The sequence below is a fragment of the Spirosoma aerolatum genome (assembly GCF_002056795.1).
GTDB lineage: Bacteria > Bacteroidota > Bacteroidia > Cytophagales > Spirosomataceae > Spirosoma > Spirosoma aerolatum.
In genome coordinates, this window is the sequence record NZ_CP020104.1 from 4,604,939 (window position 1) to 4,626,972 (window position 22,034).

General features: G+C 47.7%; 32 protein-coding genes. 19 read left to right on the forward strand and 13 right to left on the reverse strand.

Annotated features, from left to right (window positions below):
* Nucleotides 1-19: 19 nt before the first annotated feature.
* The 7 genes from dapF to B5M13_RS18915 form a co-directional block, all read right to left on the reverse strand.
* Nucleotides 20-799, reverse strand: a complete 780-nt coding sequence (dapF, locus tag B5M13_RS18885) for a diaminopimelate epimerase (protein ID WP_080057141.1) — start codon at nt 797-799, stop codon at nt 20-22.
* A 77-nt stretch (nt 800-876) separates the two neighbouring features.
* Nucleotides 877-1,248 (reverse strand): 50S ribosomal protein L19, encoded by a 372-nt coding sequence (rplS, locus tag B5M13_RS18890; RefSeq protein ID WP_080057142.1) that lies wholly within the window; start codon nt 1,246-1,248, stop codon nt 877-879.
* Between the two features lie 169 nt (nt 1,249-1,417).
* Nucleotides 1,418-2,773, reverse strand: coding sequence for a tyrosine-type recombinase/integrase (locus B5M13_RS18895; RefSeq protein WP_080057143.1), 1,356 nt, complete (start codon nt 2,771-2,773; stop codon nt 1,418-1,420).
* A gap of 2 nt (nt 2,774-2,775) precedes the next feature.
* Nucleotides 2,776-2,961, reverse strand: a complete 186-nt coding sequence (locus B5M13_RS18900; protein ID WP_080057144.1) for a hypothetical protein — start codon at nt 2,959-2,961, stop codon at nt 2,776-2,778.
* 174 nt (nt 2,962-3,135) lie between these two features.
* Complete coding sequence (locus B5M13_RS18905; protein WP_170061152.1) at nt 3,136-3,954, reverse strand: S1 family peptidase; 819 nt, start codon at nt 3,952-3,954, stop codon at nt 3,136-3,138.
* A 93-nt stretch (nt 3,955-4,047) separates the two neighbouring features.
* Nucleotides 4,048-5,547 (reverse strand): autotransporter outer membrane beta-barrel domain-containing protein, encoded by a 1,500-nt coding sequence (locus B5M13_RS18910; RefSeq protein WP_080057146.1) that lies wholly within the window; start codon nt 5,545-5,547, stop codon nt 4,048-4,050.
* A 21-nt stretch (nt 5,548-5,568) separates the two neighbouring features.
* Nucleotides 5,569-6,294, reverse strand: coding sequence for a S24 family peptidase (locus B5M13_RS18915; protein ID WP_155297286.1), 726 nt, complete (start codon nt 6,292-6,294; stop codon nt 5,569-5,571).
* Nucleotides 6,295-6,630: 336 nt separating this feature from the next.
* On the opposite strand from B5M13_RS18915, the gene B5M13_RS18925 reads away from it, so the two are divergent.
* From B5M13_RS18925 to B5M13_RS19010, 19 genes are all read left to right on the forward strand, one after another.
* Nucleotides 6,631-7,401 (forward strand): KilA-N domain-containing protein, encoded by a 771-nt coding sequence (locus B5M13_RS18925; RefSeq protein ID WP_080057149.1) that lies wholly within the window; start codon nt 6,631-6,633, stop codon nt 7,399-7,401.
* Between the two features lie 6 nt (nt 7,402-7,407).
* Nucleotides 7,408-7,716 carry a helix-turn-helix domain-containing protein gene (locus B5M13_RS18930; protein WP_080057150.1) on the forward strand — a complete coding sequence of 103 codons (309 nt, stop codon included), beginning with the start codon at nt 7,408-7,410 and terminating at the stop codon, nt 7,714-7,716.
* Between the two features lie 177 nt (nt 7,717-7,893).
* Nucleotides 7,894-8,271, forward strand: a complete 378-nt coding sequence (locus B5M13_RS18935; protein ID WP_080057151.1) for a hypothetical protein — start codon at nt 7,894-7,896, stop codon at nt 8,269-8,271.
* A 23-nt stretch (nt 8,272-8,294) separates the two neighbouring features.
* A complete protein-coding gene (locus B5M13_RS34730; RefSeq protein ID WP_245859392.1) occupies nt 8,295-9,113 on the forward strand; it encodes a hypothetical protein in 819 nt (272 codons plus the stop codon).
* Nucleotides 9,110-9,355, forward strand: a complete 246-nt coding sequence (locus B5M13_RS18945; protein ID WP_080057152.1) for a hypothetical protein — start codon at nt 9,110-9,112, stop codon at nt 9,353-9,355. Before B5M13_RS34730 ends, B5M13_RS18945 begins: the two co-directional genes overlap by 4 nt.
* Nucleotides 9,352-9,786: a hypothetical protein gene (locus tag B5M13_RS18950; RefSeq protein WP_080057153.1), complete on the forward strand. Its 435-nt coding sequence runs from the start codon at nt 9,352-9,354 to the stop codon at nt 9,784-9,786. Before B5M13_RS18945 ends, B5M13_RS18950 begins: the two co-directional genes overlap by 4 nt.
* A complete protein-coding gene (locus B5M13_RS18955) occupies nt 9,779-10,216 on the forward strand; it encodes a hypothetical protein (protein WP_155297287.1) in 438 nt (145 codons plus the stop codon). The genes B5M13_RS18950 and B5M13_RS18955 overlap by 8 nt, the downstream gene beginning before the upstream one ends.
* A gap of 267 nt (nt 10,217-10,483) precedes the next feature.
* Entirely contained in the window at nt 10,484-11,191 is a 708-nt protein-coding gene (locus B5M13_RS18960; RefSeq protein ID WP_155297288.1) for a hypothetical protein, read from the forward strand.
* Nucleotides 11,188-12,135, forward strand: a complete 948-nt coding sequence (locus tag B5M13_RS18965; protein ID WP_080057156.1) for a hypothetical protein — start codon at nt 11,188-11,190, stop codon at nt 12,133-12,135. Before B5M13_RS18960 ends, B5M13_RS18965 begins: the two co-directional genes overlap by 4 nt.
* A gap of 28 nt (nt 12,136-12,163) precedes the next feature.
* The gene (locus tag B5M13_RS18970; protein WP_080057157.1) at nt 12,164-12,961 is read left to right on the forward strand and encodes a P-loop NTPase family protein; all 798 of its coding nucleotides are present in this window, start codon (nt 12,164-12,166) and stop codon (nt 12,959-12,961) included.
* Nucleotides 12,958-13,482 (forward strand): hypothetical protein, encoded by a 525-nt coding sequence (locus B5M13_RS18975; RefSeq protein WP_080057158.1) that lies wholly within the window; start codon nt 12,958-12,960, stop codon nt 13,480-13,482. The genes B5M13_RS18970 and B5M13_RS18975 overlap by 4 nt, the downstream gene beginning before the upstream one ends.
* A 37-nt stretch (nt 13,483-13,519) precedes the next feature.
* Nucleotides 13,520-14,056, forward strand: coding sequence for a DUF4494 family protein (locus B5M13_RS18980; protein ID WP_170061153.1), 537 nt, complete (start codon nt 13,520-13,522; stop codon nt 14,054-14,056).
* A gap of 86 nt (nt 14,057-14,142) precedes the next feature.
* Nucleotides 14,143-14,340 (forward strand): hypothetical protein, encoded by a 198-nt coding sequence (locus tag B5M13_RS33490; RefSeq protein ID WP_155297289.1) that lies wholly within the window; start codon nt 14,143-14,145, stop codon nt 14,338-14,340.
* A gap of 7 nt (nt 14,341-14,347) precedes the next feature.
* Nucleotides 14,348-15,118 (forward strand): DUF5131 family protein, encoded by a 771-nt coding sequence (locus B5M13_RS18985; RefSeq protein WP_170061154.1) that lies wholly within the window; start codon nt 14,348-14,350, stop codon nt 15,116-15,118.
* A 183-nt stretch (nt 15,119-15,301) separates the two neighbouring features.
* Entirely contained in the window at nt 15,302-15,670 is a 369-nt protein-coding gene (locus B5M13_RS18990; RefSeq protein WP_080057161.1) for a hypothetical protein, read from the forward strand.
* Nucleotides 15,671-15,682: 12 nt separating this feature from the next.
* On the forward strand, nt 15,683-16,159 hold the full coding sequence (locus B5M13_RS18995; RefSeq protein WP_080057162.1) for a hypothetical protein: 477 nt from the start codon (nt 15,683-15,685) through the stop codon (nt 16,157-16,159).
* On the forward strand, nt 16,138-16,602 hold the full coding sequence (locus B5M13_RS19000) for a hypothetical protein (RefSeq protein WP_155297290.1): 465 nt from the start codon (nt 16,138-16,140) through the stop codon (nt 16,600-16,602). Before B5M13_RS18995 ends, B5M13_RS19000 begins: the two co-directional genes overlap by 22 nt.
* Entirely contained in the window at nt 16,589-16,882 is a 294-nt protein-coding gene (locus tag B5M13_RS19005) for a DUF4031 domain-containing protein (protein ID WP_218919450.1), read from the forward strand. The genes B5M13_RS19000 and B5M13_RS19005 overlap by 14 nt, the downstream gene beginning before the upstream one ends.
* A 52-nt stretch (nt 16,883-16,934) precedes the next feature.
* Complete coding sequence (locus B5M13_RS19010) at nt 16,935-17,282, forward strand: hypothetical protein (RefSeq protein ID WP_080057165.1); 348 nt, start codon at nt 16,935-16,937, stop codon at nt 17,280-17,282.
* A gap of 136 nt (nt 17,283-17,418) precedes the next feature.
* Here the strand turns inward: B5M13_RS19010 and B5M13_RS19015 are convergent, their stop codons facing one another.
* Genes B5M13_RS19015 through B5M13_RS33820 form a run of 6 tightly spaced genes read right to left on the reverse strand, consistent with a single transcriptional unit; the run spans nt 17,419 to nt 22,030 of the window.
* Nucleotides 17,419-17,967: a CHAP domain-containing protein gene (locus tag B5M13_RS19015; protein ID WP_080057166.1), complete on the reverse strand. Its 549-nt coding sequence runs from the start codon at nt 17,965-17,967 to the stop codon at nt 17,419-17,421.
* Between the two features lie 19 nt (nt 17,968-17,986).
* Nucleotides 17,987-18,424, reverse strand: coding sequence for a hypothetical protein (locus B5M13_RS19020; RefSeq protein ID WP_080057167.1), 438 nt, complete (start codon nt 18,422-18,424; stop codon nt 17,987-17,989).
* On the reverse strand, nt 18,414-18,881 hold the full coding sequence (locus B5M13_RS19025; RefSeq protein WP_080057168.1) for a hypothetical protein: 468 nt from the start codon (nt 18,879-18,881) through the stop codon (nt 18,414-18,416). Before B5M13_RS19025 ends, B5M13_RS19020 begins: the two co-directional genes overlap by 11 nt.
* A 5-nt stretch (nt 18,882-18,886) precedes the next feature.
* Entirely contained in the window at nt 18,887-19,249 is a 363-nt protein-coding gene (locus B5M13_RS19030) for a hypothetical protein (protein WP_080057169.1), read from the reverse strand.
* Nucleotides 19,250-19,309: 60 nt separating this feature from the next.
* Nucleotides 19,310-19,783 carry a hypothetical protein gene (locus B5M13_RS19035; RefSeq protein WP_080057170.1) on the reverse strand — a complete coding sequence of 158 codons (474 nt, stop codon included), beginning with the start codon at nt 19,781-19,783 and terminating at the stop codon, nt 19,310-19,312.
* Between the two features lie 15 nt (nt 19,784-19,798).
* Nucleotides 19,799-22,030, reverse strand: coding sequence for a hypothetical protein (locus tag B5M13_RS33820; RefSeq protein WP_179950454.1), 2,232 nt, complete (start codon nt 22,028-22,030; stop codon nt 19,799-19,801).
* Nucleotides 22,031-22,034: the final 4 nt, after the last annotated feature.

The following is a 22,034-nucleotide window of genomic DNA, read 5'->3' on the forward strand; positions in this document are numbered from 1 at the left end:
TACTTAACTACGTATACCCCTAAACAGTTATCAGCCCAGTAAATACCCGTTTGGCAGGCCCAATCAGATAGATATTCTCAAACTGTTCCTTACTCGTAGGATCGAACGAAACCCGGAGGTTCCCTCCCATCGTCCGGATCGACACTGGCTCGACCATACCCAACTGCTGATACGCAACCAGAGCTACAGCCGTGACACCCGTTCCGCATGAATACGTTTCATCCTCTACACCTCGCTCATACGTTCTGACATACAACGTGTGTTCATCAATTAGCTGGGCGAAATTGACATTCGTTCCACCGGGCTGAAAACGAGCACCGTACCGAATAGCACGCCCTTCCGCCACAACATCCAGCGATTCCAGATCATCAACAAACTGAACGACATGTGGAGATCCCGTGTTCAGGAACGTTAATCCGCCCCGATTTTCTATGCCCGACACATTACTCATTTTCAGAAAAATCTCGTCATCACTGACTACGGCAGTATGTTCACCATCGACAGCCATAAAGCGGGTTTCCTTCTCAAACAGGCCAAGATCGTGTGCAAACCGGACAATACATCGGCCCCCATTTCCGCACATACTGCCTTCGGCACCATCGGCATTGAAATAAACCATCCGAAAATCGTAATTAGGGTCATTCTGGAGCAGAATAAGTCCATCCGCCCCCACCCCAAACCGACGGTGGCAAATGCGTTCTAGCAGAGCCTGATCGGAAGCCGGAAAGGTCTGGCTACGGTCGTCGATCATTACAAAATCGTTTCCGGTGCCCTGGTATTTATAAAAGTCGAAAGTCATGGCATTAAGCTATGAGATAATAAAAAAAGCTACCTTTTCAGGCAGCTTTTGATCTTTTAGGCAAACAAAACAGGAAATTAAGCTGCCACTGCTTTAGGCTTGCGCTCTTTCACACGAGCCGCCTTACCTTGGCGACCACGAAGATAGAACAACCGTGCCCGACGAACTTTACCCAACCGAACCACTTCGATTTTGTCGATATTGGGCGACAGCAATGGGAAAATACGCTCAACGCCTACGCCATTCGATACTTTACGGACAGTGAAGGTTTCACCACCCGTGCTTGGGTTCCGGCGTTGAATAACCGTTCCCGTAAATACCTGAATACGTTCTTTATTTCCTTCGCGGATTTTAACGTGTACGTTCACCGTATCACCCGCCCGGAATGTGGGCAACTCGGTGCGACGCTGCGCGTTGTCTGCCTCCACTAATTTGATTAAGTCGCTCATGACTGTATATAATCGCCAGATAAGTATTTGCGAATTGAGCCGCAAAGATAGTAAATTTCTCGATAGGAACAAATAAGCTAGCAGTTTTAGGAAGTTATTTACTGTCAATTAATGCGACAACCTAGCCGCTGACTGTCCCTTACTGCCTCTTCCTGTTACATCTGTTGTCCTATTGTTGTCCTGATTTGGTCGTTCGTTTAAAAAGTGAACTCACCCTGTCGACGGCCTCCTGGTCAAACTGTTCTTCATAATTCCGGGTCGTTTTAATGTCCGAATGCCCTAAAGCCTCCTGACGGGTCTCCAGCTGCACTCCTGACCGGCGCATCATATCGGCAAAACTGTGCCGCATCACGTGCGGAGTTACCTTTTTGGTCAACCCAACGCGCTGACCCAGTTTACCAATCTGCTGACGGGCGCGCATTTTGGCTCTGCGCAGATGAATGTACTGATCTGCGGTCGATAGTTTATCAAAATCATCGGGAAGATACGGAAACAGAAATGCTTTGGGTGGCTTTGGCTTCTCTTTTTCGTCAGTTAAGTAGGGTTTCAGTAGCTCAATGGCCTGTTCATCGAGCAGCACACTCAACGATTTTTTGCTTTTTGTGGTCGTGTACTTGAGTCGGTGCTGATCGCCTTCAATCACGTAGTTTTCGACCCGCCACAAAATCGCATCGCCTAACCTGGCACCATGAGCAAAATACATGGCCAGGGCTAGCGGCTGAGCGTGACTCACCTCCGTAATGGCCCGTCTACCGCCCGTATGCTTTTTGGGTGCAGGCTCGCTGGCCAGCTGGTCAATTTCGTCCTGCTGTAAGCGATCCACCTTCTTTCTGGTCGACACGATCGATACCCCCCGCATCGGAAACTTATCGTAACTCACTAACCCCACTTCGGCTGCCTGAAACAGAACATGGCGAAGCTTGGTCAGGTAGGTATTGACCGAGTTCTGGGCGTAATGCTTCTGAAGCCAGGCCTTCAGGTCCAGAATATCTTTTTTAGTCAGCTTGCCCAGCATCCAGCTACGGGCGTCGACCTCTTCATTGGGCGTTGATTTATGAATTGAGTAGAGCTCACGTGCGTAGAGCCTAAGTACTTTTAAGGTAGCCTCATAGGTATCTGCCGTTTGAATCTTTCCCAGATTCTCGCCAGATACCCGGCGACGGTGGGCAATATGGTCGGCAAAAAAGGGCAAAAGTCTGTCAGGGAACCCGCCAATCTCCAGATAATTGCGGACATCCATTGCGGAATATTCGCTATCTCGTTTATCAAAAAAAGCAACGGCCTGTTCAGCTTTCAGGTAAGCCTCCCGGATGCGCTCGTTATAAAGTTTATAGTCCCGGTATGATTTGCGGATCCAGTTAGCCCGTTCCTTATTTCCCTTTTCGTCGAAATGCTTTTCGGCTACGGCCATATTTAACGCCCAAAAGCTGGCCGATCGGTCACGGGTAATGCGGATTCGAATCACATGCTCACCATCCCGGTTGGGTTCAGGCTTGAGCCGAACGGCTAACGTTGTCGCTCCCATTCCTATTTGTTGAGTAAATTACTGACTTCCAGATGGGCTGCTTTGTAGGCCATGCCTGATGTGTACATATCGGATACGGCCGTAAAATCCTGTTTTTGCTGGGTTCGAAACTTCACTTCCAGCATGTTGGCCGAAATGAGCGCTTCGTAGTGGACTTTTCTCCGAAGCAATTTTAGGCGATAAGGCATTGGCTTGACAATGAAATCAAAATGACTACATTTACGTTCTTACCAAAACGAAAGGCTATGGATAAGATCAATCAGTTAAAGGGTCTTTCTGGCAAACGGTTAACCGTGGCAATTGATCACGAAATTGGCAATCCAGAAATTGTTGATGATGGGTTACGTAGTTTGGGGGCTATTTTAAACATCAAGACTGAAGAATTTCTCAAAGTCAAGAATCTTATCATATCTAATGATGATTCCAATATGATTCGGCACACCAGTAATAACACTTAAGTTTATTTGATTTATAGCAGTTTGGATAATTTGCCCCATAGCATTGTGTTGGTAGACAGCATAAGCGACACCGACCAATAAAATTCTAGACCCAAGAACAATATTATTCCCACTTGTGTAACTACCACTATTAGCAATAAACACAGGCGAACCGCTTGAACCCGGAAAAACTGCTGAGTCTATTAAAAACTCCGGCTTGCCGCAATAATTTAATTTGATACTCGTCGCTGTTATCCCTCGTCTAAATATTGGTTTGTTATTTGTGGTGTCAGAAAAACCATTTGGGTACCCAACCATAATAACATCCTCAAGCATATCCAGTTGGGCCAGTTGCTCTTGTGTAGGTAATATTTCTTTACCTACTGCGATATAAAAAATATCAACCCCTTTTCCTTTAGCTAGGTTTACCATTGGAGCCAATGGAAATGCGCAAAGATCAACATCCGGATCTGGATGCAGAGTCCAGCCTTGTTCAAAACCTTGTATAATTATCGGGTAATGATTGGTAAGATTAGGAGTGCCATCAGCATTTCTTGTGGTAAAATTCAATGTCCCTACAGCGGCATCTCGAATAACATGCTTATTAGTAATAATTATAGGCAATGATATATCTCCATTTCTTTGAATATTAAAGAAAAAACCTGTACCTGAACTTGTTGAACCGTTATGACGCACACAATTAATTTTAATTGTCGCAAATGAAAGTTGTTCGTAAACTGTCATATAGTGTGTGGCTAAAAATAGGTGTATTGTAAATTTCAAAAACTCCCTTATTTCGTGTAGTCGTTTTGTCACAAACGGCATTTGAAGTTAAGATCATTGCCTTTGTTTGTGCTTTTTTGTGACCCTTCTAATCAGATGCTTTAAGGCTTCAATTTCCTTCTGTTGCTGAATACTATACATCGTTAGTTCTTCAATTTTTTGAAGGAGTAGCGCATTCATTTTGACCAGATCAACCCCTTTAGCAGCCACCTCGTCAGCTGAGGGTACATCGGGCAAATGACCATTTTGCTGAATGTAGGCTTCAACGGCTGGAAGTGATTGAAGTGAGTAGTCCGGCCTAAAGACTTTATCACTCCATTGGGACGGATCCTGTACGCGGAGCTGGTACCGGGCTTTAACCACATTACCCTGGTCGTCGACCGTTAGAAACTGATCAGAAGCACCAGACACTGGACTATCGCTGGTGAGTTGTTCCAATCGTATACCAGATTGATCTGCCTGATCAGCCCGGATGTGAAGTCGGCTGGTTGGTGCTGAGGTGCCGATACCCACATTCACTCCGTTGCCTAAGATCATAGCGTTACTGACAGCTACCCGGCTATTGGAACCGATGGCGATGGCGTTTTGAAGCCCGTCTTCAGCCTGGGAGTTATACCCCATCAGAACATTGTCGTCGCTAGTGGTAATGGCTGTACCCGAATTAGGGCCAACAATAATATTATTTGATCCTGAATTTAAATTATATGCAGCGTTAGATCCAATGTAAATATTATTGTTACCACCATTATTAAAGAAGCCACTTGAATCTCCTAGAAACACATTATTACTGCCAGTTATATTTCCGGCACCAGATAAATATCCAGAAAAGACATTGTTTGAACCTGTAGTATTTCGTATACCTGAATTGCTACCCGTAAAAACATTCCTTTCGCCTATTTTATTATCGTTACCAGTGCTATATCCAACGAACACATTAGAACTACCAGTAGTATTATACAAGCCTGAACTGTATCCATTAAAGGTATTGTAGCTTCCTTTTGTATTGTATATGCCAGATTGATATCCTGTAAATACATTTCCTATACCTTCAACATTATATTTTCCAGCTGCTGAGCCAATAAAAACATTTCCTCCACCTGATGTATTTGAAAAGCCTGCAAAATCTCCTAGAAACGTATTATAGGAACCAGACGAATTTGTGTAACCAGCATCAATTCCGACTATCGTATTATTTGATCCTGTTCTATTATTTGCTCCTGCATTAAGACCTAAAAAGACATTGTAAGAACCGTTGATATTTAGACTCCCCGCTGACCTTCCTAAAAATGTATTGGCTGTTCCCGTCGTATTAGCCTCTCCAGCCGTAAAGCCAATAAAAGTATTAGATTCTCCGCTAGAATTATTTTTACCAGCCTGATAACCTAAAAAGCTACTAAATGCACCTGTAGTAATAGAAGCTCCAGCCCCTGGCCCTACTATCGTATTGAATGCAGAAGGTGTTGCAGATAAGGGTGACGTGGCAACATAATTCGTCTGACCAATAGCCTGGCTAGATATAGCTATAGCAAAGAGAAAGGTAAATAGGTGTTTCATGGTGCGGATGTTTGATCTTGGTTAATCAGCAGGCGAATCAACTATACGTATCACTCGCCATATGTGATGGATTTGATCAATCGGAACGGGTGTACTGCCATAATCCGAGTTATCCGAATGAAGAACCAATAGGCCTCTAGTCAATAGGTCATTGTCCTTAACCCGCTTCACAACAAAAGAATCGTTGTAACTAATCGCATAAACCCCCGACGATAAGTACTCCCAGTCGGCTGGATTCACAAGCTTGCACCTGACTTTCGTTCCTTCTGAATACTTTGGATACATACTTTGTCCTCTGACTTGAAAGACAACATTTCGCTCAACATTCTCCCCTCTCCTAATTATCACTTTGATCTTCTCTGCCTTCCCATAATTCGATTCCGGGTCAGACATTTCGTTAAAATTTCCTTCTAATGGTATTGGATAGTACGGCAGGATGGCACTCTCATATTCGTCATCATCAATAAATTCAAGCTCTACTTCACCTTTAGGTGCAAACATTTCACCTTGGCCGGTCTCAAACCAAATCTTCGACAGGTCAAATGACTCAACTATTAACTTGGATAGATGCTTCCCTATTGGCCTTTTACCGTTTTCTAACTTCCTGTAATTCGAGTCATTCATTTCAAGTCTAGCAGCCATTTGCGGCACCTCAAGGTCTAATGACTGCCTCAATTCAATTAACCGAAGCGACTTTTCGCTTATCGGCAGGTCATTTTTATCCTTTTCCAAAATAATTTCGGTCAAAATACTTGCTTGTTTCAGGTCAAATGACTTACATTTGTACATGGCTTTCTAATGAAGTTGAGTGACAATTCATAGCAAACCTATGCAACACAATGATAAGTAAAGCGAAACATTTAAGCAAGCGGTCGAAGGAGTTAAGCGCACGGTTTAAAATAGCCTATGAGCGGTTAAGCTTCACTCAGCGCCAAACAGTAAAGCAAAAGTTCTGTGAGGCTCATGGTATTAGCGAGGGAACGTTCCGAAATAAGACAGGTGGTTACAATCTAGTTTCGGAAACTGAAGTGGAGTGGATGGAGTCATATGACCCATATGCAAAACCATTAGCCGCCTAAGTCCATGAAATCACTCATTCGATTCAATGGACATGAAAGCGCCGTTCGTCGGGATGCGGATGGTTTCTATAGCCTGACCGACCTTTGGCGGCTTGCTGGCAGCGATGAAAACAAGGCGCCGGCTCAGTGGCAAAAGCAGGATGAAACAAAGGCTTACATTAAAGCTTCAGCCAGAATCCTTAAATGTGACCCTGAATCACAATTAAAATCCAAGCGAGGCAAACACGGCGGTACCTGGGCAATTGAGCAAATCGCACTTGAATATGCTCAGTACCTGAGCCCCGAATTGGCTGTCTTAGTCAATCAGGCGTTTCTGGAACGACTCGAAGAAGAGCGTAATCCTGAACTCGCTCTCCAGCGGGGTACTGAGCGCGCTGTTCGTGGCTGGAAGAAACAGGGTAAATCAGACAAGTGGATTGAAGAGCGGATTCAGGGAGTGGCCCAGCGCAAATCCTTCACGGCTACCCTGTCCAAGCATGGCGTTGAACGGGAAGGGTTCCGCAACTGCACCAATGCAATTTATACACCTCTGTTTGGCGGCACGACCGAAGTGGTTCGTCATAAAAAGGGACTCCCCGATAAAGCCAGTGTTCGTGACAATCTGAATAAAGTCGAACTGGGAGCCGTGCGGTTTGCTGAACTGCTGGCAGAGGAAAAGATTGAGCAGCACGATTTACGCGGTAATGCCGAATGTGAACTCGCCTGTACAAAAGCCAGCAAACTCGTTGCTGAATCGATTCTGAAAAATCGAATCGCTGATCTTAATCCCGCCTAATCTGCCATGAACGTTCCCAGCTACGAAGAATTCGAAGCCCTGCAACAGCAGGTAGCCGACCTAACCCGACAAGTTGCTTACCTGATTGGCGTAGGGGGCGAATGGATGGACCGTCGTCAGGCAATGCAGGCCCTCAACTGCTCAGAATCGACGTTGCACCGGCTAATGCGTATGGGAAAACTCATCTACCGATACGAAGGCAAAAAGCCGCTGTTTGCCGCTGACGCCCTGAGAAAATACATCGAATCGACACTGGTTAGTCCAGCCTCCGCTGACAAGCGAGTCGTTTCCGCAATCAAACGAATAACAGCCTAACCGCTCCGGCGGCCCGGCCATAAGTGCACTAATTCTAAAATCTCCTTCAAAGTCCCTGGTCTGGCTACCTAAGCGCACATCGGGGCAGCCTGTAAACACTAATTCTAAAAACAAAACAGGCAGGGAGCAACTGCCGCCCTGCCTGTAAACACTAATTCTAAAATAAGCTGTAAAGGTATGCAAAAACTAGCCACTCCGACCCTTCAAATGGTCGATCATTACCGCAACAACAAACCCTTGACGCTGGCTGACATTGATGCGGATCAGGATTTTTCCGAACTCGAGTACCTGGTCGAAACGCTCGCAGGTCCCTACTGCAAGTCGATCGAGTTTCACGACGATAACCGCAAACACGGCTGTCGGTGCCTGGAATTCAACGTGCGCACGGCCGTCTACAATGGGGCGATAGACCGCGATGAAGATGGTAAGTATCCTGATACTGGGGATGTAAAGCAACGAATCTGGGTGCCTGTTCATGACGAGATGACAATTGAGCAGATCGCCTACAGTGTGATGAACGAAGTACGGTCCATCGAAAACAACGTCTTTTCCTAACCATAGACCCTCCCTCTACTGCAATGAACACATTTCAAGAGCGCAAAGACCTGATTACCTCACGAGCCAAGTCCGCTCAGGCTTGCTCAGGCGAATACGCCAAAGCACTTCGCTCAACGACTGACGCCGGATTGCTGTCCGTCATAAAAGACAATTTTAATTGGTGTATAGCCTATAAAGTAATCGATCTGGATACACTGAAACTATTTCCCGAAGCGGATCTGATTGCTGCTGGAATTTACATTTCTGGGTTCCACCAGGTCGATGGCAATGCGACGGTTCGGGCCTATGGCAATGCGACGGTTGAGGCCTATGGCAATGCGACGGTTGAGGCCTATGGCAATGCGACGGTTGAGGCCTATGGCAATGCGACGGTTGAGGCCTATGGCAATGCGACGGTTGAGGCCTATGGCAATGCGACGGTTCGGGCCTATGGCAATGCGACGGTTCGGGCCTATGGCAATGCGACGGTTGAGGCCTATGGCAATGCGACGGTTGAGGCCTATGGCAATGCGACGGTTGAGGCCTATGGCAATGCGACGGTTGAGGCCTATGGCAATGCGACGGTTGAGGCCTATGGCAATGCGACGGTTCGGGCCTATGGCAATGCGACGGTTGAGGCCTATGGCAATGCGACGGTTCGGGCCTATGGCAATGCGACGGTTGAGGCCTATGGCAATGCGAATCTCTACATCTACAATGGCAAAGAGGTAAAGCTGGAAGGCTTTTCGATGGCTCGTTTTGCTCCGTATTGGGGCGCAAACCCAACCCGAATTCAGGTTGCCATCAGTGCGAAAGAGTTGATTCAAGTTGATGTCCCTCAAACTTCCACACTGGCATGACACTAGGCTTTGTTTTACTCTATGGCTCGCTGATCGTCTGCACGATTATGGTACTGGCGTTTTTACCCGAAGCCTACCGCTACCTGCGGGATGATTTGAAAAGTGAGCGTCTATTCTGGCTCCAGCGCCGAATCATTCGCTGGTACAGCGCGAAACGTGATCAGATACTAGGGTTTCTGGTCGTGCTGTTAGGATTTGGTCTGGTGCGGTTAGGTCTGATTATTAGCGCACCTGCCCAATGAGCCAGACAACTATTGATCCAAAGGACTTGTGCGTAGGGAGTTACGTAAAGCATTTTGACGGACGCATTATCGAAGTAAAAGGTATTGGTAAGTGTCTGGCAGGTCAGGAGGTTGGTAAACCTGAAACCTACGGCTATTTCAGTTACAGCAATTTCCAACCCATACCAATCACGCCTGAATGGTTGGAAAATCTGGGGTTCGTTGATTGTGACAACCGGTTCGAACTGGAAGGTGGATATGAAGACAGTGACGAATCTTACACAGCCTGCTCAATTAACTGGGCCCAAACGTCTGACTACTTCGTGTTTACTGATGCATCTGAACGTAGATTCGATATAGCTATTCGCTCAGTCCATCACTTACAGGCCGTTTTCTGGAATCTGGAACGTCACTGGCTCGCTGTCAACCAAAAGGAGGTGAGCCGTGTCTAAGCTCCGTCACCAACTCGCCCACCGCGAAGCGCATGCGTTCTTGGAAATCCTTTGGGATGAACTTCCTGTCCAGTACATGGGCGATGTCGAACGCATTCAGTACGATCTGGAGGTCTGGCTCATTGCGTTTTACCTGCTGCAACAACAGGAGCAAATGCGCGGATTTGAGCTGCTGGCCTACGTGCGACGGGCCGCCGAAACCTACTACCAGGAGAATTTTCGACAGGTACACCACACGCGCATCCTGTGGGCGTTCTTTCGGTTTCGGCTCGAACTGGCGCTTCTGAAAACGATTACGGCTGATCAGCAGACGCTCGATCACTGTTACGCCTATCACGACGTACTGGCTGGTCTGTCTTACCGCATCAGCCTGCTGAAAGAAGGGCCCGGCTGGGACTATAATTCACCCTCACGCAACACCCCTTTTTAAGGCCATGCACAAATCAACCTACACCATCTCTGAATGGATAGCGATTGTATGCTGTCTGGCTACGATCGGCTACGCGATGCACTGGATTTGTTCGCTACACCTGCAGCTGTTAGGCCATGTGTAACCGACGCAATCAACCTGTTTTCTGGCCGGTGCTCGTGCTGTTTGCGCTGGGTGCTGTAGCCGCTGCGATTGGCCCGTTTTGGCCTTGAAAATAAGCTTTTGACACATGATATTGTGGGCTTCACCAAACCCCGAAAAACACTCATGGAATTAGTTGAAAAAGACCTTGAAGACATGATTTACGATGCCTGTAAAACGAAGGAAGGTCTTGATTTTTTACAGGAACGCGGCTTAATGATAACAGGGAAAGCCTATCGTCAGGTGAATTTGGGAAGCTATGGAATAGCGGATTTAATAACGGTGACCTATGAGGGCCGTGGATGGGAGCCTATTGATATTTTTTCTAATGATTACATAATGACTCGCCATTTTACGATTGACATCTACGAGCTGAAACGAGACAAGATTGGAATTGATGCGCTACTTCAAGTATGCCGTTATTGTACAGGCTTTAAGAAGTTGATTTTACCAAAATTCAACACAAAAAGAAACGAATTCAATATTCGAATTCATCTGATTGGTAGCTCGATTGATCTTGATTCTGATTTTGTTTTTCTCCTTGATCACATTACCCGCATATCGCTTTATACCTATCAATTCCGATATGATGGCCTTCACTTTGAAGAGTCACCTACGTCTGGATGGACTAAGAGTAACTCAGGAAATCCTCAGGAATTAACGGTAACCCGCCATTTCTTGCGCGAACTAGTTGGCCATCTGCCTGAGCGTATACGCAACACCGTGGAAGAAATCAAAGAAGAGCAACAACCACGGATTGACTCGGACCCGTCGATCGACGAATCCTACAAGAGCTTTAATGAGTTCCGTGACAATTCAGTATCTGAATCATGAATGAATTTACCGGCATTTGGTTGCCAGCCGAAATTTTGGCCATAACCGATTTAAATCTCACCGAGAAAGTATTGGCGGCTCAGGTCGTCATGCTTTCCCGCGTTGGGGTTTGCCGGGCACAAAATGACCATCTGGCTAGTCAAACACGGCTAACGACTACCACCGTCAGTCAGACACTTAAACACCTAAAAGAAAAAGGCTACATCATCATTGAAGCTGGTAAAGAGGAAGGTAATAAACGGATTATGTACCCCTCTTTAAAACTATTACAGACCCTATGTAAAAATCTTACAGAGGGGTGGCAGAAGTCAAGTAAACTCACTGTAAAAGTTTTACAGAGCCTATATAAAATTCTTACAGACCCTCTTCAAGATTCTTACAGACCCTATGTAAAAATCTTACAGACCCTCTTCAAAGATTTTACAGAGCCATATATAAGGACTGAAAATAAAGATGAAAATAAAGGTGAAAGTAAAATAGAAAAAAAATATACAGTCAGTGGCGCAAATGCGCCGACCTCGTATTGGTCGGTTTTAAAAATTAGTTTTTCAGATCATCAAAAATGGCTAGCCGCTGAACAAAAAAAAATATACGCGTCGTTCCCGCCAGACTGGACAACGGCCATGATTGAGCTTTACCAGAACCGATGGCTACCCTTTCGCCAAAACCCCAAGGTATTCAAAAAAAAATTGCGCGCCGACAGCATTCAAGCGCAGATCAACGAACTATCTCCGCTGACCGAATCCGAATTAACCGCCTGCATCAACAACTCAATCTCAAACGGCTACCAAGGCCTCTTCCCTGAAAAGTTCAAGCAACGCAATGGAAACACGAAAAACACCCACGTTAACGGCCATCGGCCAAGCGGCCCAAGAATACCCATTTCCGCCGAAACCCCTGGAGCAACCCGAACGGGTTTTAACCGTAAGGCTTCCGGCGAATAGTGGCTATCCGTCGTCAGCCTGGCCTCAGTTGTCCGAAGAGGAAGAGCAGGACTGGTTAGTTCAGAATCTGGCGCATCTGCTGGTTAGTGGCCAAAAAGCCAAACACTATATTCTGGAAGGTCAGAAAGCCGCCGAAAAGCGCAAAGCCGATGCGTTTGTACCCAATAGCCCCGACCTGTTAATGGCCGAAATTCAGAAGCGGGGTGCGCAGATGGCCAGGGAGAAATTCTGGCGCAATCCGTTTACGCTAACCAGGTGGAATCGGCACATCTACCAGACGCTGTGTCTATACTTTACGGGTGATGCCCGGTTTGAAACGGAAGGCTGCGAGCTGATGGGTGTTGAAGCGGGTTCATTTTCGCTCAACAAAGGTATTCTTTTGTGCGGCCCACGGGGCGTTGGCAAATCGGATATGCTGGATTTGTTTGCCCGAAATCCGTACGCACCGTTCCTGACCGTCTCCTGCATTGCCCTGGCGACGGATTACAGCAAAAAAGACGAAGGCGGTTCGGTTCTGATCGATCGGTATGCTGGCCTCATTCCCAGCCCGGCAGCCTCAAAATATTACGGCCATTCACATCTTGGTTTGCATCTGGACGATTTCGGCGCTGAAGGCGAAGCGACCTACATGGGGGCAAAAGTTAACCTACTCGATATTATCCTGCAAACCCGCTACAGGGTTGCTCGTGGTCCGTTTACCCACCTGACGACCAATGCCAGTGATGAAGAGATACAGCGCTCCTATGATGGCCGGGTGTACGACCGGATGATTCAGATGTTCAACCTGATTGAGTTTAGCCCTGACGCCCCCAGCCTACGCATATGAAAACCCCTATCCTCAAAACGAATCAACTGCCGATTCTAAACCTTCGCATTGATCTGGTGATCGGCATTGATCCAGATATCGACAAATCTGGATGGGCCGTTTGGTCACGTTCTCAGAACCGATTCATCGAAGTGTTGCCGCTGCCGTTCTGGAAATTCATCGACAAGGCAACGGCTTATGCACCCGGTTCAGCGCTGTTCGTTTTAGATGCCGGCTGGCTGAATGAGAAAGTAAACTATCACGCTATCAAACTTCCGCTGCATCTCAAAAATGCATCTGAAGCGGTCAAGGCCAAATACGTTGCAGCAGTTCGGGAAAAGGTTGCCCGGGATGTCGGCTTAAACGCTGGCGTAGGGCTAAGTATGCTCAATTTTTTACAAGCTAACCATCACGAAGTAAGGCCCATTAAGCCGACGATGCACAAATGGGATGCCGAAATGATTGCTCGTCAAACAGGCTATAAGGGTCAATCGAATCCTGAAACCCGCGATGCGATGCGGCTGGCGTGGTGTTACCGATAATTCAAGTTCAACACTAATTCTAAAATCCATTTCAATTATGCCGCTCTGGTTCCAATCAAAAATCAGCTACCGTACGCAGGATGCGACGGGCAAATGGAAAACCATCAACGAATCGTTTCTGCATGATGGGGTCAGTTTTACGGATGTCGAAGCGCAAATCTTCAAAATCGTTGAAGATCGCCTGAAAGAATTCGAAGTCAAATCGATCGCGCAGGTCAAATTCGAAAATGTCTACGAGCCCTACGTTGGTGGCGATTTCTACAAAGTGACGGTTGTGTCGGAAGATTCAATTGACGAAAAGAAAACGACAAGCTTCCATCTGGTTGCCGCTGCCGATGTGGTTGATGCGGAAAAACGGGCCGAAGCTTATATGAAAAACTGGCTCAGTTCCCACACAATTACCGGCGTTGTTAAATCGCCGATTCTGGGCGTCTGGCACCCGGTTGCCGAAGACTGGCAGACTGACTTTAAACAGCGCATGGAGGATCTGGCGCAGGATGGCCATACCTCCGTCGACATTAACCAGTTGGAAATGAACTTTGAATCCAGTGTCAACGAATCAGTTGACAGCTAGTCCTTTACAGTGAATTTTTAGAAGTGTAGTGCGGATATGGCTGGGCTCGTTTGGGCTCAGCCATTCTTAACCCGCTTCGAAGAATTATGGCAAAGAGCAAAACGCCCGTGGTAGCGCCTAAACACTATTCAAAATTGGCGCAATGGATGATCGACGCGTTCGGCATCCAGCGACTCAAGATGATGAAACTTGAATATCAGGCAGGGTTACCACATGATATGCCTCCGCACATTCGTCAGCAGCGCATCGAGGCCATCAACGAAATTTTTCCATCTCTTAAATAATTCCCTAATGGCTGAAAAAACTACAATAGGCTGGACTGATGCTACCTGGAACCCGCATCAGGGTTGCCGAAAAGTATCCGAAGGCTGTAAGTTCTGTTATATGTACCGCGATAAGGAAATGCATAAGCAGGACCCCAAGCGCGTGCACCGATCGTCGGACGCGACATTTTATGCTCCGCTCCGCAAAAAGGCTTTTAAAGAGCCGATGCGTGTATTTACCTGCTCCTGGTCAGACTTTTTCATTGAAGAGGCTGACGCCTGGCGGGATGAGCTATGGGCAATTATCAAACAGACTCCGCATCTGACCTACCAGATTTTAACCAAACGCATTGAACGGGTTGCTGATCATTTACCCAATGATTGGGGCGATGGCTACGATAACGTCTGGTTGGGTGTAACGGTCGAAAATCAGGATGCTGTTAGCCGGATTGGTGTACTGGAAGAGATACCTGCTAAAATCAAATTTATCAGTTTCGAGCCGCTGATTGGCCCTTTGACCAGTGGATTCGTTGGCGAAGTCGATTGGATCATCATCGGCGGGGAGTCGGGCAACGATAACGGGAAATACCGCTACCGGCCCTGCGAACAGGAGTGGATACAAACCATCATTGGTGCTTATGAGTGGGCTAATCGGGAAGTACAATCGGAGCGATACACCCACATTTTTGTCAAGCAACTTGGTACACACCTCTCCAAACATCTTGGTTTAAAATCGCGGCATGGTATTCATGCGAGTGAGTGGCCTGACCATCTGCAAATCCAAGATTTTCCCGTTTAGCCATGCCTATCTACCTGCGCGGTCCACCTGCGTAAACCTGCCTAACGAACCAACCGAATCCTAAGCCTACGGGTGACGAACCTTAAACGACCCAATCGGTGGAGGCTAGTGATATATACGCCTGAGTTTGGGATTCGGTTTGTTCATAAGTACCAAAGCACTAATTCTAAAATCAAAAACGAGATGAAAATGACAACCAAACAGGCAGTTGATGTCCTCACAACTGCCCTCAAAAAGGACCCTGATTTGTTTTATGCCTATCAGGCTAACATTGCAGTTTGCATGCAGGACTGTTATGCTGAGGTCATTAAAAGCGGCATACCCTCCGTAGGCTCTGCTGAGATACATGACATCAGCAACAAAGGGGCCATTCGATTCCTGAATATGCTCTGTCAGAATCGACCAACTAATACAGAAGAACAGGAAGTCAGAGAGCTTGAACAGCGCACCGAAACCAACATGAACCTGATCAGTGAGTTTCTGGAGCACCTGAAAGACGAAGCGGGTATCGAAATACCCGAGGAGCATTTGTTGTCATTTTTTAACGCCTAACCACACCAGACAATGAAAGACTCCTCTATTCTAGCCTTTAGTCTTGCGATCAGATTTCGTAAGAAAGGTAAACCCACTGTTCAATATGACCATGTCATGCCCTTGATTGATATCTGGCATTATCAGGAGCCCGATGGCGCAACTGACTGGAGCTACCCACATTTGACAAAAAAGGAGAAAGCCAAAGCGGCTGATCTGATTACCAATGAAGTCGATAACCTTCGCCATTGGATGCAGGATTGTCATGTAGGCGTATACAATGATCGTCCTTACGCAGATGATGTAAGCGACGAAGAAATGATCCATCGAATGCAGAAGATTTTCAGAATCTACAAAGGCGTCAACCGGAAATGGTATCAGCATCCGAAATGGCGATTCTGGCAATGGCGTATACAGGTCTTTAGCCCTCTCAAACAGTTTCGGGATTTCAAAAAATATGTACTGGCTAAACACGGCTGGAATTTCCAATGGCAACTACGACTCCGATGAAAGCAATCACCCTACAGGACGATAGCGCGCACAATCCCCATCCGTGGTTAACGCTAGTCGAATACAAGCTGAAAACGATCGAAAGCCGAAAGAACTGGATTATGCGTAACCATCGGGGCCAAACCCTTTTTACAGGCTCGAAATCCAGTCGAACGCCTAATGCTGGACTAGCGGCCTGCGTGGCAAACGTTGTAGATATTATGCCTATGACAGAGGCTCATGAGGATGAGGCTTGTATCAAGGTGTATGTCGGAGCTTGGGCGTTGATCCTGGAAGACCTTCGGTGGCTCACCCGTAAGTTTCCGGTAAAGGGAGCGTTAGGAGTGTTTGATGTAGACGTCCCTTCCGACGTTTCGTTTTATGCGCCAACGCCTGAACAGCTTCACCCGAAAGCTTATCCTGCCTATCTGCGCTACTATATTCTAAAGAATGCCCCGAGATAACATGGTCTACATTGATAATATGTATGCGCCTTACCGTGGCATGAAGATGTGCCACATGATTGCTGATACATCGGAAGAACTGTTGTCGATGGCTGATCAGATTGGCGTCAATCGCAAATGGATTCAGGATAAAGGCACCTACAATGAGCACTTCGATATATGCTCCAGCAAAAAGGCTAAAGCGATTTTATTAGGAGCTCAGGCAGTAACGATGATGGAGTTAGGTAGGATATTGGTCAAACGGCCGGGTCATCCACTTTATACTGAATCGGGAGAATAATTTCCGAAAGCGTGCGAAAAATTGCAAAAAACGTGATAAACCAACTGATTATATGAACCAACAAGCCCAACCCCTCGAATTATACGCTGTTGTCGAACTTTTTGGACATAACCGCATGGCTGGCAAAGTAAGTGAATACAACCTTGGCGGCAACTTTATTCGTATCGATGTCCCAGAAACGTCTACCCAGGGAGCCTACAGTCGAATCGTAAATCCGTCTGCTGTGTATGCCATCAATCCAGTTACGGAAGAGGTAGCAACAGCGATGGCTGAACGACTGCAAACCAAACCCATTGAAGCGTGGGATTTACGCGAAATGGAAAAGCGATTGTTGGCACTAAGGTCTGCTCAGAACGAGCCTTTGCAGGAATCAGACGACGATTATAATGATGATCTATAAAGCCTAGGAATATTTTTTGCCCAATCCCGGGAATATTTTTCTGAGTGATTGACAAAAAACAGCCTGACCTCAAGCGAGATCAGGCTGTTTTGTTTTTAAACCCATAATCTATTCTACATGAAAAAACTAACTCTACTTAACTGACAGGAGCAACGAAGCCTAGTAAATTGAATGTGCCCGGCTTATTGCTGATTGGTGAGCCATACGTGCGTGTTTTGAGGAATACACCATCTCCTTCCCGACTACCGGCCAGATTCGTATTACCCTCGATGGTCGTAAACGTTTTTAGCTTCTGGTTTCCCGCATCGACGACGATGCCGATGTGCCCAGCTGGACCGGGGCCATGTCGCCAGATGGCCAGATCGCCTACCTGCGGAGTTTGCCGGACGGTATAGCCTTTTTCCTTGAAGCGGGTCAGTGTCTCAATCGCGCTGGCTGAAAACAGGTTTTCGATGTTCTTCCAGAGGGCTGGCCGCTTTTCCTCCAGTAGCGCAATCCGGAAAACGGTTTCAACAAACAGCGCACACCAGCTCATGCCGCGCATAAACCCTGATGTCTGCATTTCTTTCTGAAAGGCCAGATCGGCAAAGCCTGCATTATTGCCCGTTTCTTTTTCGCCAATAAAGCGTTTGGCGACTTCAACTACTTTAGGGATTAACGAGGTGTTCTGAGCGAGATTTGACATACTGGAAACGATTTAATTATTAACGAAACCGACCGACAATAAACCCGACGCCATAGGCTGGCAGGGCGATTTTAAACCCCGTCACGAATCCTTTCCAGATTCGCCCAAACCTTGTTTTTGGTCTGTCCGCTTCGAGCTTCGCTACCTGACTCTCTGCTTTGATGGCCCGATCGGTAGCCTGATTGCGATCGCCCACAACCGTAGCAATGACTGTATTCTGATTCTTGATCGTATCGTTAGCGGCCTGTAAGTGCTTTTCCAGTCCGGTAATCGCTTTCGTACCCCAATAGGCCAATGAGTCAGCGCGGGACTTCTGCTGTTCGTATTTAGCATGCCAGAACGCCGGATCGGGATTCAGGACAAGGGGCATGGTTTGGGCTTTGCCTAGCTGACACAGTAGAATACAGGCTGACAGCACAAGCATCAGGATCAGGTAATGCAGGACTCTATTTTTCATCACGGTTGCGGTTAAATCCCTGAATGGCGCGCGCTGTCGAATCGCTGACTGTTACCGTTTGCGAGCTTGGCGCGGTGATAGTACCCGCTGACGGACTGATGGCTTCGCTGTGGCTATTGACAACCAGGGCCGTAACGAGTCCAGCCGATAGGGCTGACAGGCCGCAGATAATGCCGAACCGTTTGAGTAGCTGCTTGCGCACTTCTTTGGAAAGGGGTGTATCATGAATAAACTGAAAGCCCAATAGTGCCGATGCGATGATCGACAGCCCCACGGCCGTCAGGCCCCAATCCAGATGCCTTGCCCACCGTAAATGCAGCAAAAACGCCATAAAAAACGACGGGGGAATCGTCAGTACCGCCATCCGTACGCGGGTTGGGACATTAGCCAGTACGGCTACAAAAAACACCGACCCGATGGCCGAAAAGAAAAGCAGAAGATCGACAAGGGTTTTCATACAGATTACGTAGTTGGATTTTTGGTGAGACGTTTTTTAAGTTCATCGAAAATGAAAAGAATCGTTTCGGATAGACTCATGTCGCGGATCTGTTCCGCTTTCTTGTGGGCGATTTCAACGATCACCGAACAGGCCATGGGCGCAGCCAGTGCGACCCACCAGCCCGTCTTCAAATCCCAGTCAGCCAGCCAGATCACCGCGCCCGTTATGCAGGCCCCGGTGATAATTGAATAGTAAAACTCTTTCCCGGCCGCCCAAAAGCTAATCGACTCATTCCGGGCTAACCGGGCCATGGCGCCTAAGAATAGGCACATTGCAATCAGTACGTCACTCGGAATGGATTGATAAATACTATAAGCTTCCTTCATGATTAAGGTTTCGGTTGAGTGGGTACTGTGTTACTTTCTTGTAGGCGCTTCGTCTAACCGTCAGGTTGGCTCAGTCTGGCTTTCGGCAGGCTTCACCCGAATGACGATATTGGGGAACCCGCCGTTGATGGCTGTTAGTGCTGCCTGTTTCTTGGGTAGGCTTAGAATAGCTCCAAGTGTAAACTCCATCTCCTGTTGATCGAAGAAATCAACTGACCAGGGACTATCGTACACAATCGTTTCCAGTGTTCCGTTTAGCACGAATGCATTGGTAAACCCCTGCGCTTTCCAGGCTTTCAAGGCTTCCTCATTGAATCCTTCGGGCACTGGCTGCATGTGTACATAGGTCAATCGACCTTCGGCGGAACCCGTATCATAGGGACCGTCTGAACTCAGATTGACATGGTATTCAGGACGCTTTTTCACACTGCCTGTCGAGATGAGGTAGGCTATGTCCTGCTCTGAAAAGTTGAGCCAGTTCGTTTTCAGCAGGAACGGGTTGGCCGCAAAGTAGTCGAGTAGTTCGGTTGTCATGGTCGTTGGATGAGGTTATGAGAAGGCTACACTCGATTTGATCGTACCGCCATCGTTGACGTACCATTTGATTGTGCCTGATGTGGTGTTCTTCCAGAGGATTGACTTACCCGAAGGAAGGTCTGTCGTTGTAGGATCTGCGCTGCCGGATGCGAAATTGAAGCTGATTGAGCCGTTGACCTGTAACTTATCGCGTGAATTGTTGGTCGTTGTGTTGATCATTAGTTCACCACTAACAGCGAACCGCCCCCATTCCGTAGCTGCCTGATTGTCAGCATTAGCCGACGCAATGGAGTTGAATGTCAAATCTCCTGATGTGGTTGGCTTAACAACCACGCCTTTCAAGCCTCTGGTGCGAAACGTAGCATTACCAGTACCTGCCTGAGCGAAAAAAGCAACAAAGGGGTTGCCCGTCGTGCTTTCGTGCCCCAGTGTCGCCATATAGCCACTAGTAGGATGTCCCCATTCAACGTCATTCGCGTTCGCATTCGACGTGTTTCTAGCAGTTATAAGGGCTGTTGTTTGGCTGGCTGTAGGGCCAATTACCAAACTGGTCGGATTCGCCCACTCCGCATACACGTTCGTACCATCCGAAAACAACCTGATTTCAATAACGCTAGCCGAAGTCGTCGGAAACGTGGGTGTAGTCGAATTCGGCCATTTCCAGTTCGTACCGAAACTAAGCGTATGCCCTGCTCCGCCAATCGTTACCAGCAAAATTCCCTGCTGACCAAAACTTAATCCAGTCGGATTGGCAAACGTACAGTTCCCCGATGTCGTCACGTTAAACACGTTGATCGCTGTTGACCACGCCCAACTGATGCTACCCGATGCGCTGGAATTGGTTGTGGTCGTGACCGGGTTGCTGGTAATGGCAATATCGCCAGTGCCAGTAATTGAATTGCTGTTGATCGTCTTAAACGTTGGCGTACCCGTCAAATCCGAATAAGCACCGGTGAACGCTACGGTTTTTAGATCCGTCAGGAATTTAACCACCTTGCCCCATGCTGTTAACAGGCTGTCTGTATCGACAGGTAGCACCCGCGACACGGCTGCAACAAGGCCAGTAAGCAGTGTAGAGCGTACCCGACTTTCAGTAAAATACTTGTTGGTGCTGCCTTCCGTTACCGAATCGGTCGAACCCGGCGACGAAGCGATTTCAACGTAGGCACTCCCTGACCATCGATACGTCTTGTTGGTATCCAACGTGACGTAAATCTTACCCGCTTCGCCCGTTACCGGAAAGCCGGACTGTGTTGCGAATTCCAGTACATCATCCACGTAGCTGGGTAGCTGCGAAGCAGGAACCGTACCCGAACTGTCCAGTGTAGCCAGCCCATTGGCCTGTCCTTTCTGAGACGCAATCCGGGCATCGGCTGCACTCGAAAAGTCCAAAATCGTAGCGGCCAGTTGGGTGCCGGTGTGGTTGCTACGGTTTTTCAGGTTGGTGTCAGTGTCGTTAGCCGTTGCGCCTGCAGCAATACCCGCCAGCTTCGTTTTTTCGGTAGCGGTGTACGCTTTGTTCGTCGTGCCGTCGGTGATAGTATCAGCCGACTGCGTTCCGGTATGGTTTGCCCTGGCCAGTAACGTAGCGTCTGAACTATTAGCCGTAGCGCCTGCCTGAATGCCGGACAGTTTGCTCTTTTCGGTCGTTGTGTAATCCTCCGTTGAAAGCTGCTTACCCATTACTTTATCAACCTTGCCGTTCAAGGCTGCTTGCTGGGCCGTGGACACGGGCTTATTGGCATCGGACGTATTATCGACATTACCCAAGCCAACTTGCGCGGCTGTGGTTTGATGCGGATTGTTATAATCGGTCAGGTGATCAGTCAACTCCTCTGGTATGATGGTGCTGCCCGAAACCGTATACCCTACAATTTCAACCTGCAACGGGCTGGCCGGATCGGCAATCACAATCTGTGCCTGGGTAAGCGATGGCCCAGTCATCGTACTACGCGTAATGTTTATCGAGCCAGCCAGTACCTTGCGATTGTCGAACAGAATTTCGTGATAGGCATCCCCAAAATCTGTTGTGTTTTCGTACCGAATCGTTACGACGCGACCGCTCCTGCTGACCGTAGCCTGCCGGTTGGTTAGCAGCGTATCCGTACCCGCATAGTAGGTACGGCTCGTCACAACGGGCATAGGGCTATCGCCCTGAATCGTCAGTTCGACAGTCAGGCTGTTGCCCGGATACCCTTGCAGGTTGAGCGTTTTAGGTTTATCGGTGAGCGTGGTTAGGGCCATGTGT

What these genes read in the sequence shown, in the direction of transcription:
- B5M13_RS18905 (WP_170061152.1), bottom strand. Translation starts at nt 3,954, where the DNA reads ATGACAGTTTACGAACAACTTTCATTTGCGACAATTAAAATTAATTGT.
- B5M13_RS34730 (WP_245859392.1), top strand. Translation starts at nt 8,295, where the DNA reads ATGAACACATTTCAAGAGCGCAAAGACCTGATTACCTCACGAGCCAAG.
- B5M13_RS18950 (WP_080057153.1), top strand. Translation starts at nt 9,352, where the DNA reads ATGAGCCAGACAACTATTGATCCAAAGGACTTGTGCGTAGGGAGTTAC.
- B5M13_RS19010 (WP_080057165.1), top strand. Translation starts at nt 16,935, where the DNA reads ATGAACCAACAAGCCCAACCCCTCGAATTATACGCTGTTGTCGAACTT.
- B5M13_RS18925 (WP_080057149.1), top strand. Translation starts at nt 6,631, where the DNA reads ATGAAATCACTCATTCGATTCAATGGACATGAAAGCGCCGTTCGTCGG.
- B5M13_RS18960 (WP_155297288.1), top strand. Translation starts at nt 10,484, where the DNA reads ATGGAATTAGTTGAAAAAGACCTTGAAGACATGATTTACGATGCCTGT.
- B5M13_RS18975 (WP_080057158.1), top strand. Translation starts at nt 12,958, where the DNA reads ATGAAAACCCCTATCCTCAAAACGAATCAACTGCCGATTCTAAACCTT.
- B5M13_RS18990 (WP_080057161.1), top strand. Translation starts at nt 15,302, where the DNA reads ATGAAAATGACAACCAAACAGGCAGTTGATGTCCTCACAACTGCCCTC.
- B5M13_RS18995 (WP_080057162.1), top strand. Translation starts at nt 15,683, where the DNA reads ATGAAAGACTCCTCTATTCTAGCCTTTAGTCTTGCGATCAGATTTCGT.
- dapF (WP_080057141.1), bottom strand. Translation starts at nt 799, where the DNA reads ATGACTTTCGACTTTTATAAATACCAGGGCACCGGAAACGATTTTGTA.
- B5M13_RS18985 (WP_170061154.1), top strand. Translation starts at nt 14,348, where the DNA reads ATGGCTGAAAAAACTACAATAGGCTGGACTGATGCTACCTGGAACCCG.
- B5M13_RS18900 (WP_080057144.1), bottom strand. Translation starts at nt 2,961, where the DNA reads ATGCCTTATCGCCTAAAATTGCTTCGGAGAAAAGTCCACTACGAAGCG.
- B5M13_RS33820 (WP_179950454.1), bottom strand. Translation starts at nt 22,030, where the DNA reads ATGGCCCTAACCACGCTCACCGATAAACCTAAAACGCTCAACCTGCAA.
- B5M13_RS18980 (WP_170061153.1), top strand. Translation starts at nt 13,520, where the DNA reads ATGCCGCTCTGGTTCCAATCAAAAATCAGCTACCGTACGCAGGATGCG.
- B5M13_RS19005 (WP_218919450.1), top strand. Translation starts at nt 16,589, where the DNA reads ATGCCCCGAGATAACATGGTCTACATTGATAATATGTATGCGCCTTAC.
- B5M13_RS19030 (WP_080057169.1), bottom strand. Translation starts at nt 19,249, where the DNA reads ATGAAGGAAGCTTATAGTATTTATCAATCCATTCCGAGTGACGTACTG.
- B5M13_RS18895 (WP_080057143.1), bottom strand. Translation starts at nt 2,773, where the DNA reads ATGGGAGCGACAACGTTAGCCGTTCGGCTCAAGCCTGAACCCAACCGG.
- B5M13_RS18910 (WP_080057146.1), bottom strand. Translation starts at nt 5,547, where the DNA reads ATGAAACACCTATTTACCTTTCTCTTTGCTATAGCTATATCTAGCCAG.
- B5M13_RS33490 (WP_155297289.1), top strand. Translation starts at nt 14,143, where the DNA reads ATGGCAAAGAGCAAAACGCCCGTGGTAGCGCCTAAACACTATTCAAAA.
- B5M13_RS18945 (WP_080057152.1), top strand. Translation starts at nt 9,110, where the DNA reads ATGACACTAGGCTTTGTTTTACTCTATGGCTCGCTGATCGTCTGCACG.
- B5M13_RS18965 (WP_080057156.1), top strand. Translation starts at nt 11,188, where the DNA reads ATGAATGAATTTACCGGCATTTGGTTGCCAGCCGAAATTTTGGCCATA.
- B5M13_RS19025 (WP_080057168.1), bottom strand. Translation starts at nt 18,881, where the DNA reads ATGAAAACCCTTGTCGATCTTCTGCTTTTCTTTTCGGCCATCGGGTCG.
- B5M13_RS19035 (WP_080057170.1), bottom strand. Translation starts at nt 19,783, where the DNA reads ATGACAACCGAACTACTCGACTACTTTGCGGCCAACCCGTTCCTGCTG.
- B5M13_RS19015 (WP_080057166.1), bottom strand. Translation starts at nt 17,967, where the DNA reads ATGTCAAATCTCGCTCAGAACACCTCGTTAATCCCTAAAGTAGTTGAA.
- B5M13_RS18935 (WP_080057151.1), top strand. Translation starts at nt 7,894, where the DNA reads ATGCAAAAACTAGCCACTCCGACCCTTCAAATGGTCGATCATTACCGC.
- B5M13_RS19000 (WP_155297290.1), top strand. Translation starts at nt 16,138, where the DNA reads ATGGCAACTACGACTCCGATGAAAGCAATCACCCTACAGGACGATAGC.
- rplS (WP_080057142.1), bottom strand. Translation starts at nt 1,248, where the DNA reads ATGAGCGACTTAATCAAATTAGTGGAGGCAGACAACGCGCAGCGTCGC.
- B5M13_RS19020 (WP_080057167.1), bottom strand. Translation starts at nt 18,424, where the DNA reads ATGAAAAATAGAGTCCTGCATTACCTGATCCTGATGCTTGTGCTGTCA.
- B5M13_RS18930 (WP_080057150.1), top strand. Translation starts at nt 7,408, where the DNA reads ATGAACGTTCCCAGCTACGAAGAATTCGAAGCCCTGCAACAGCAGGTA.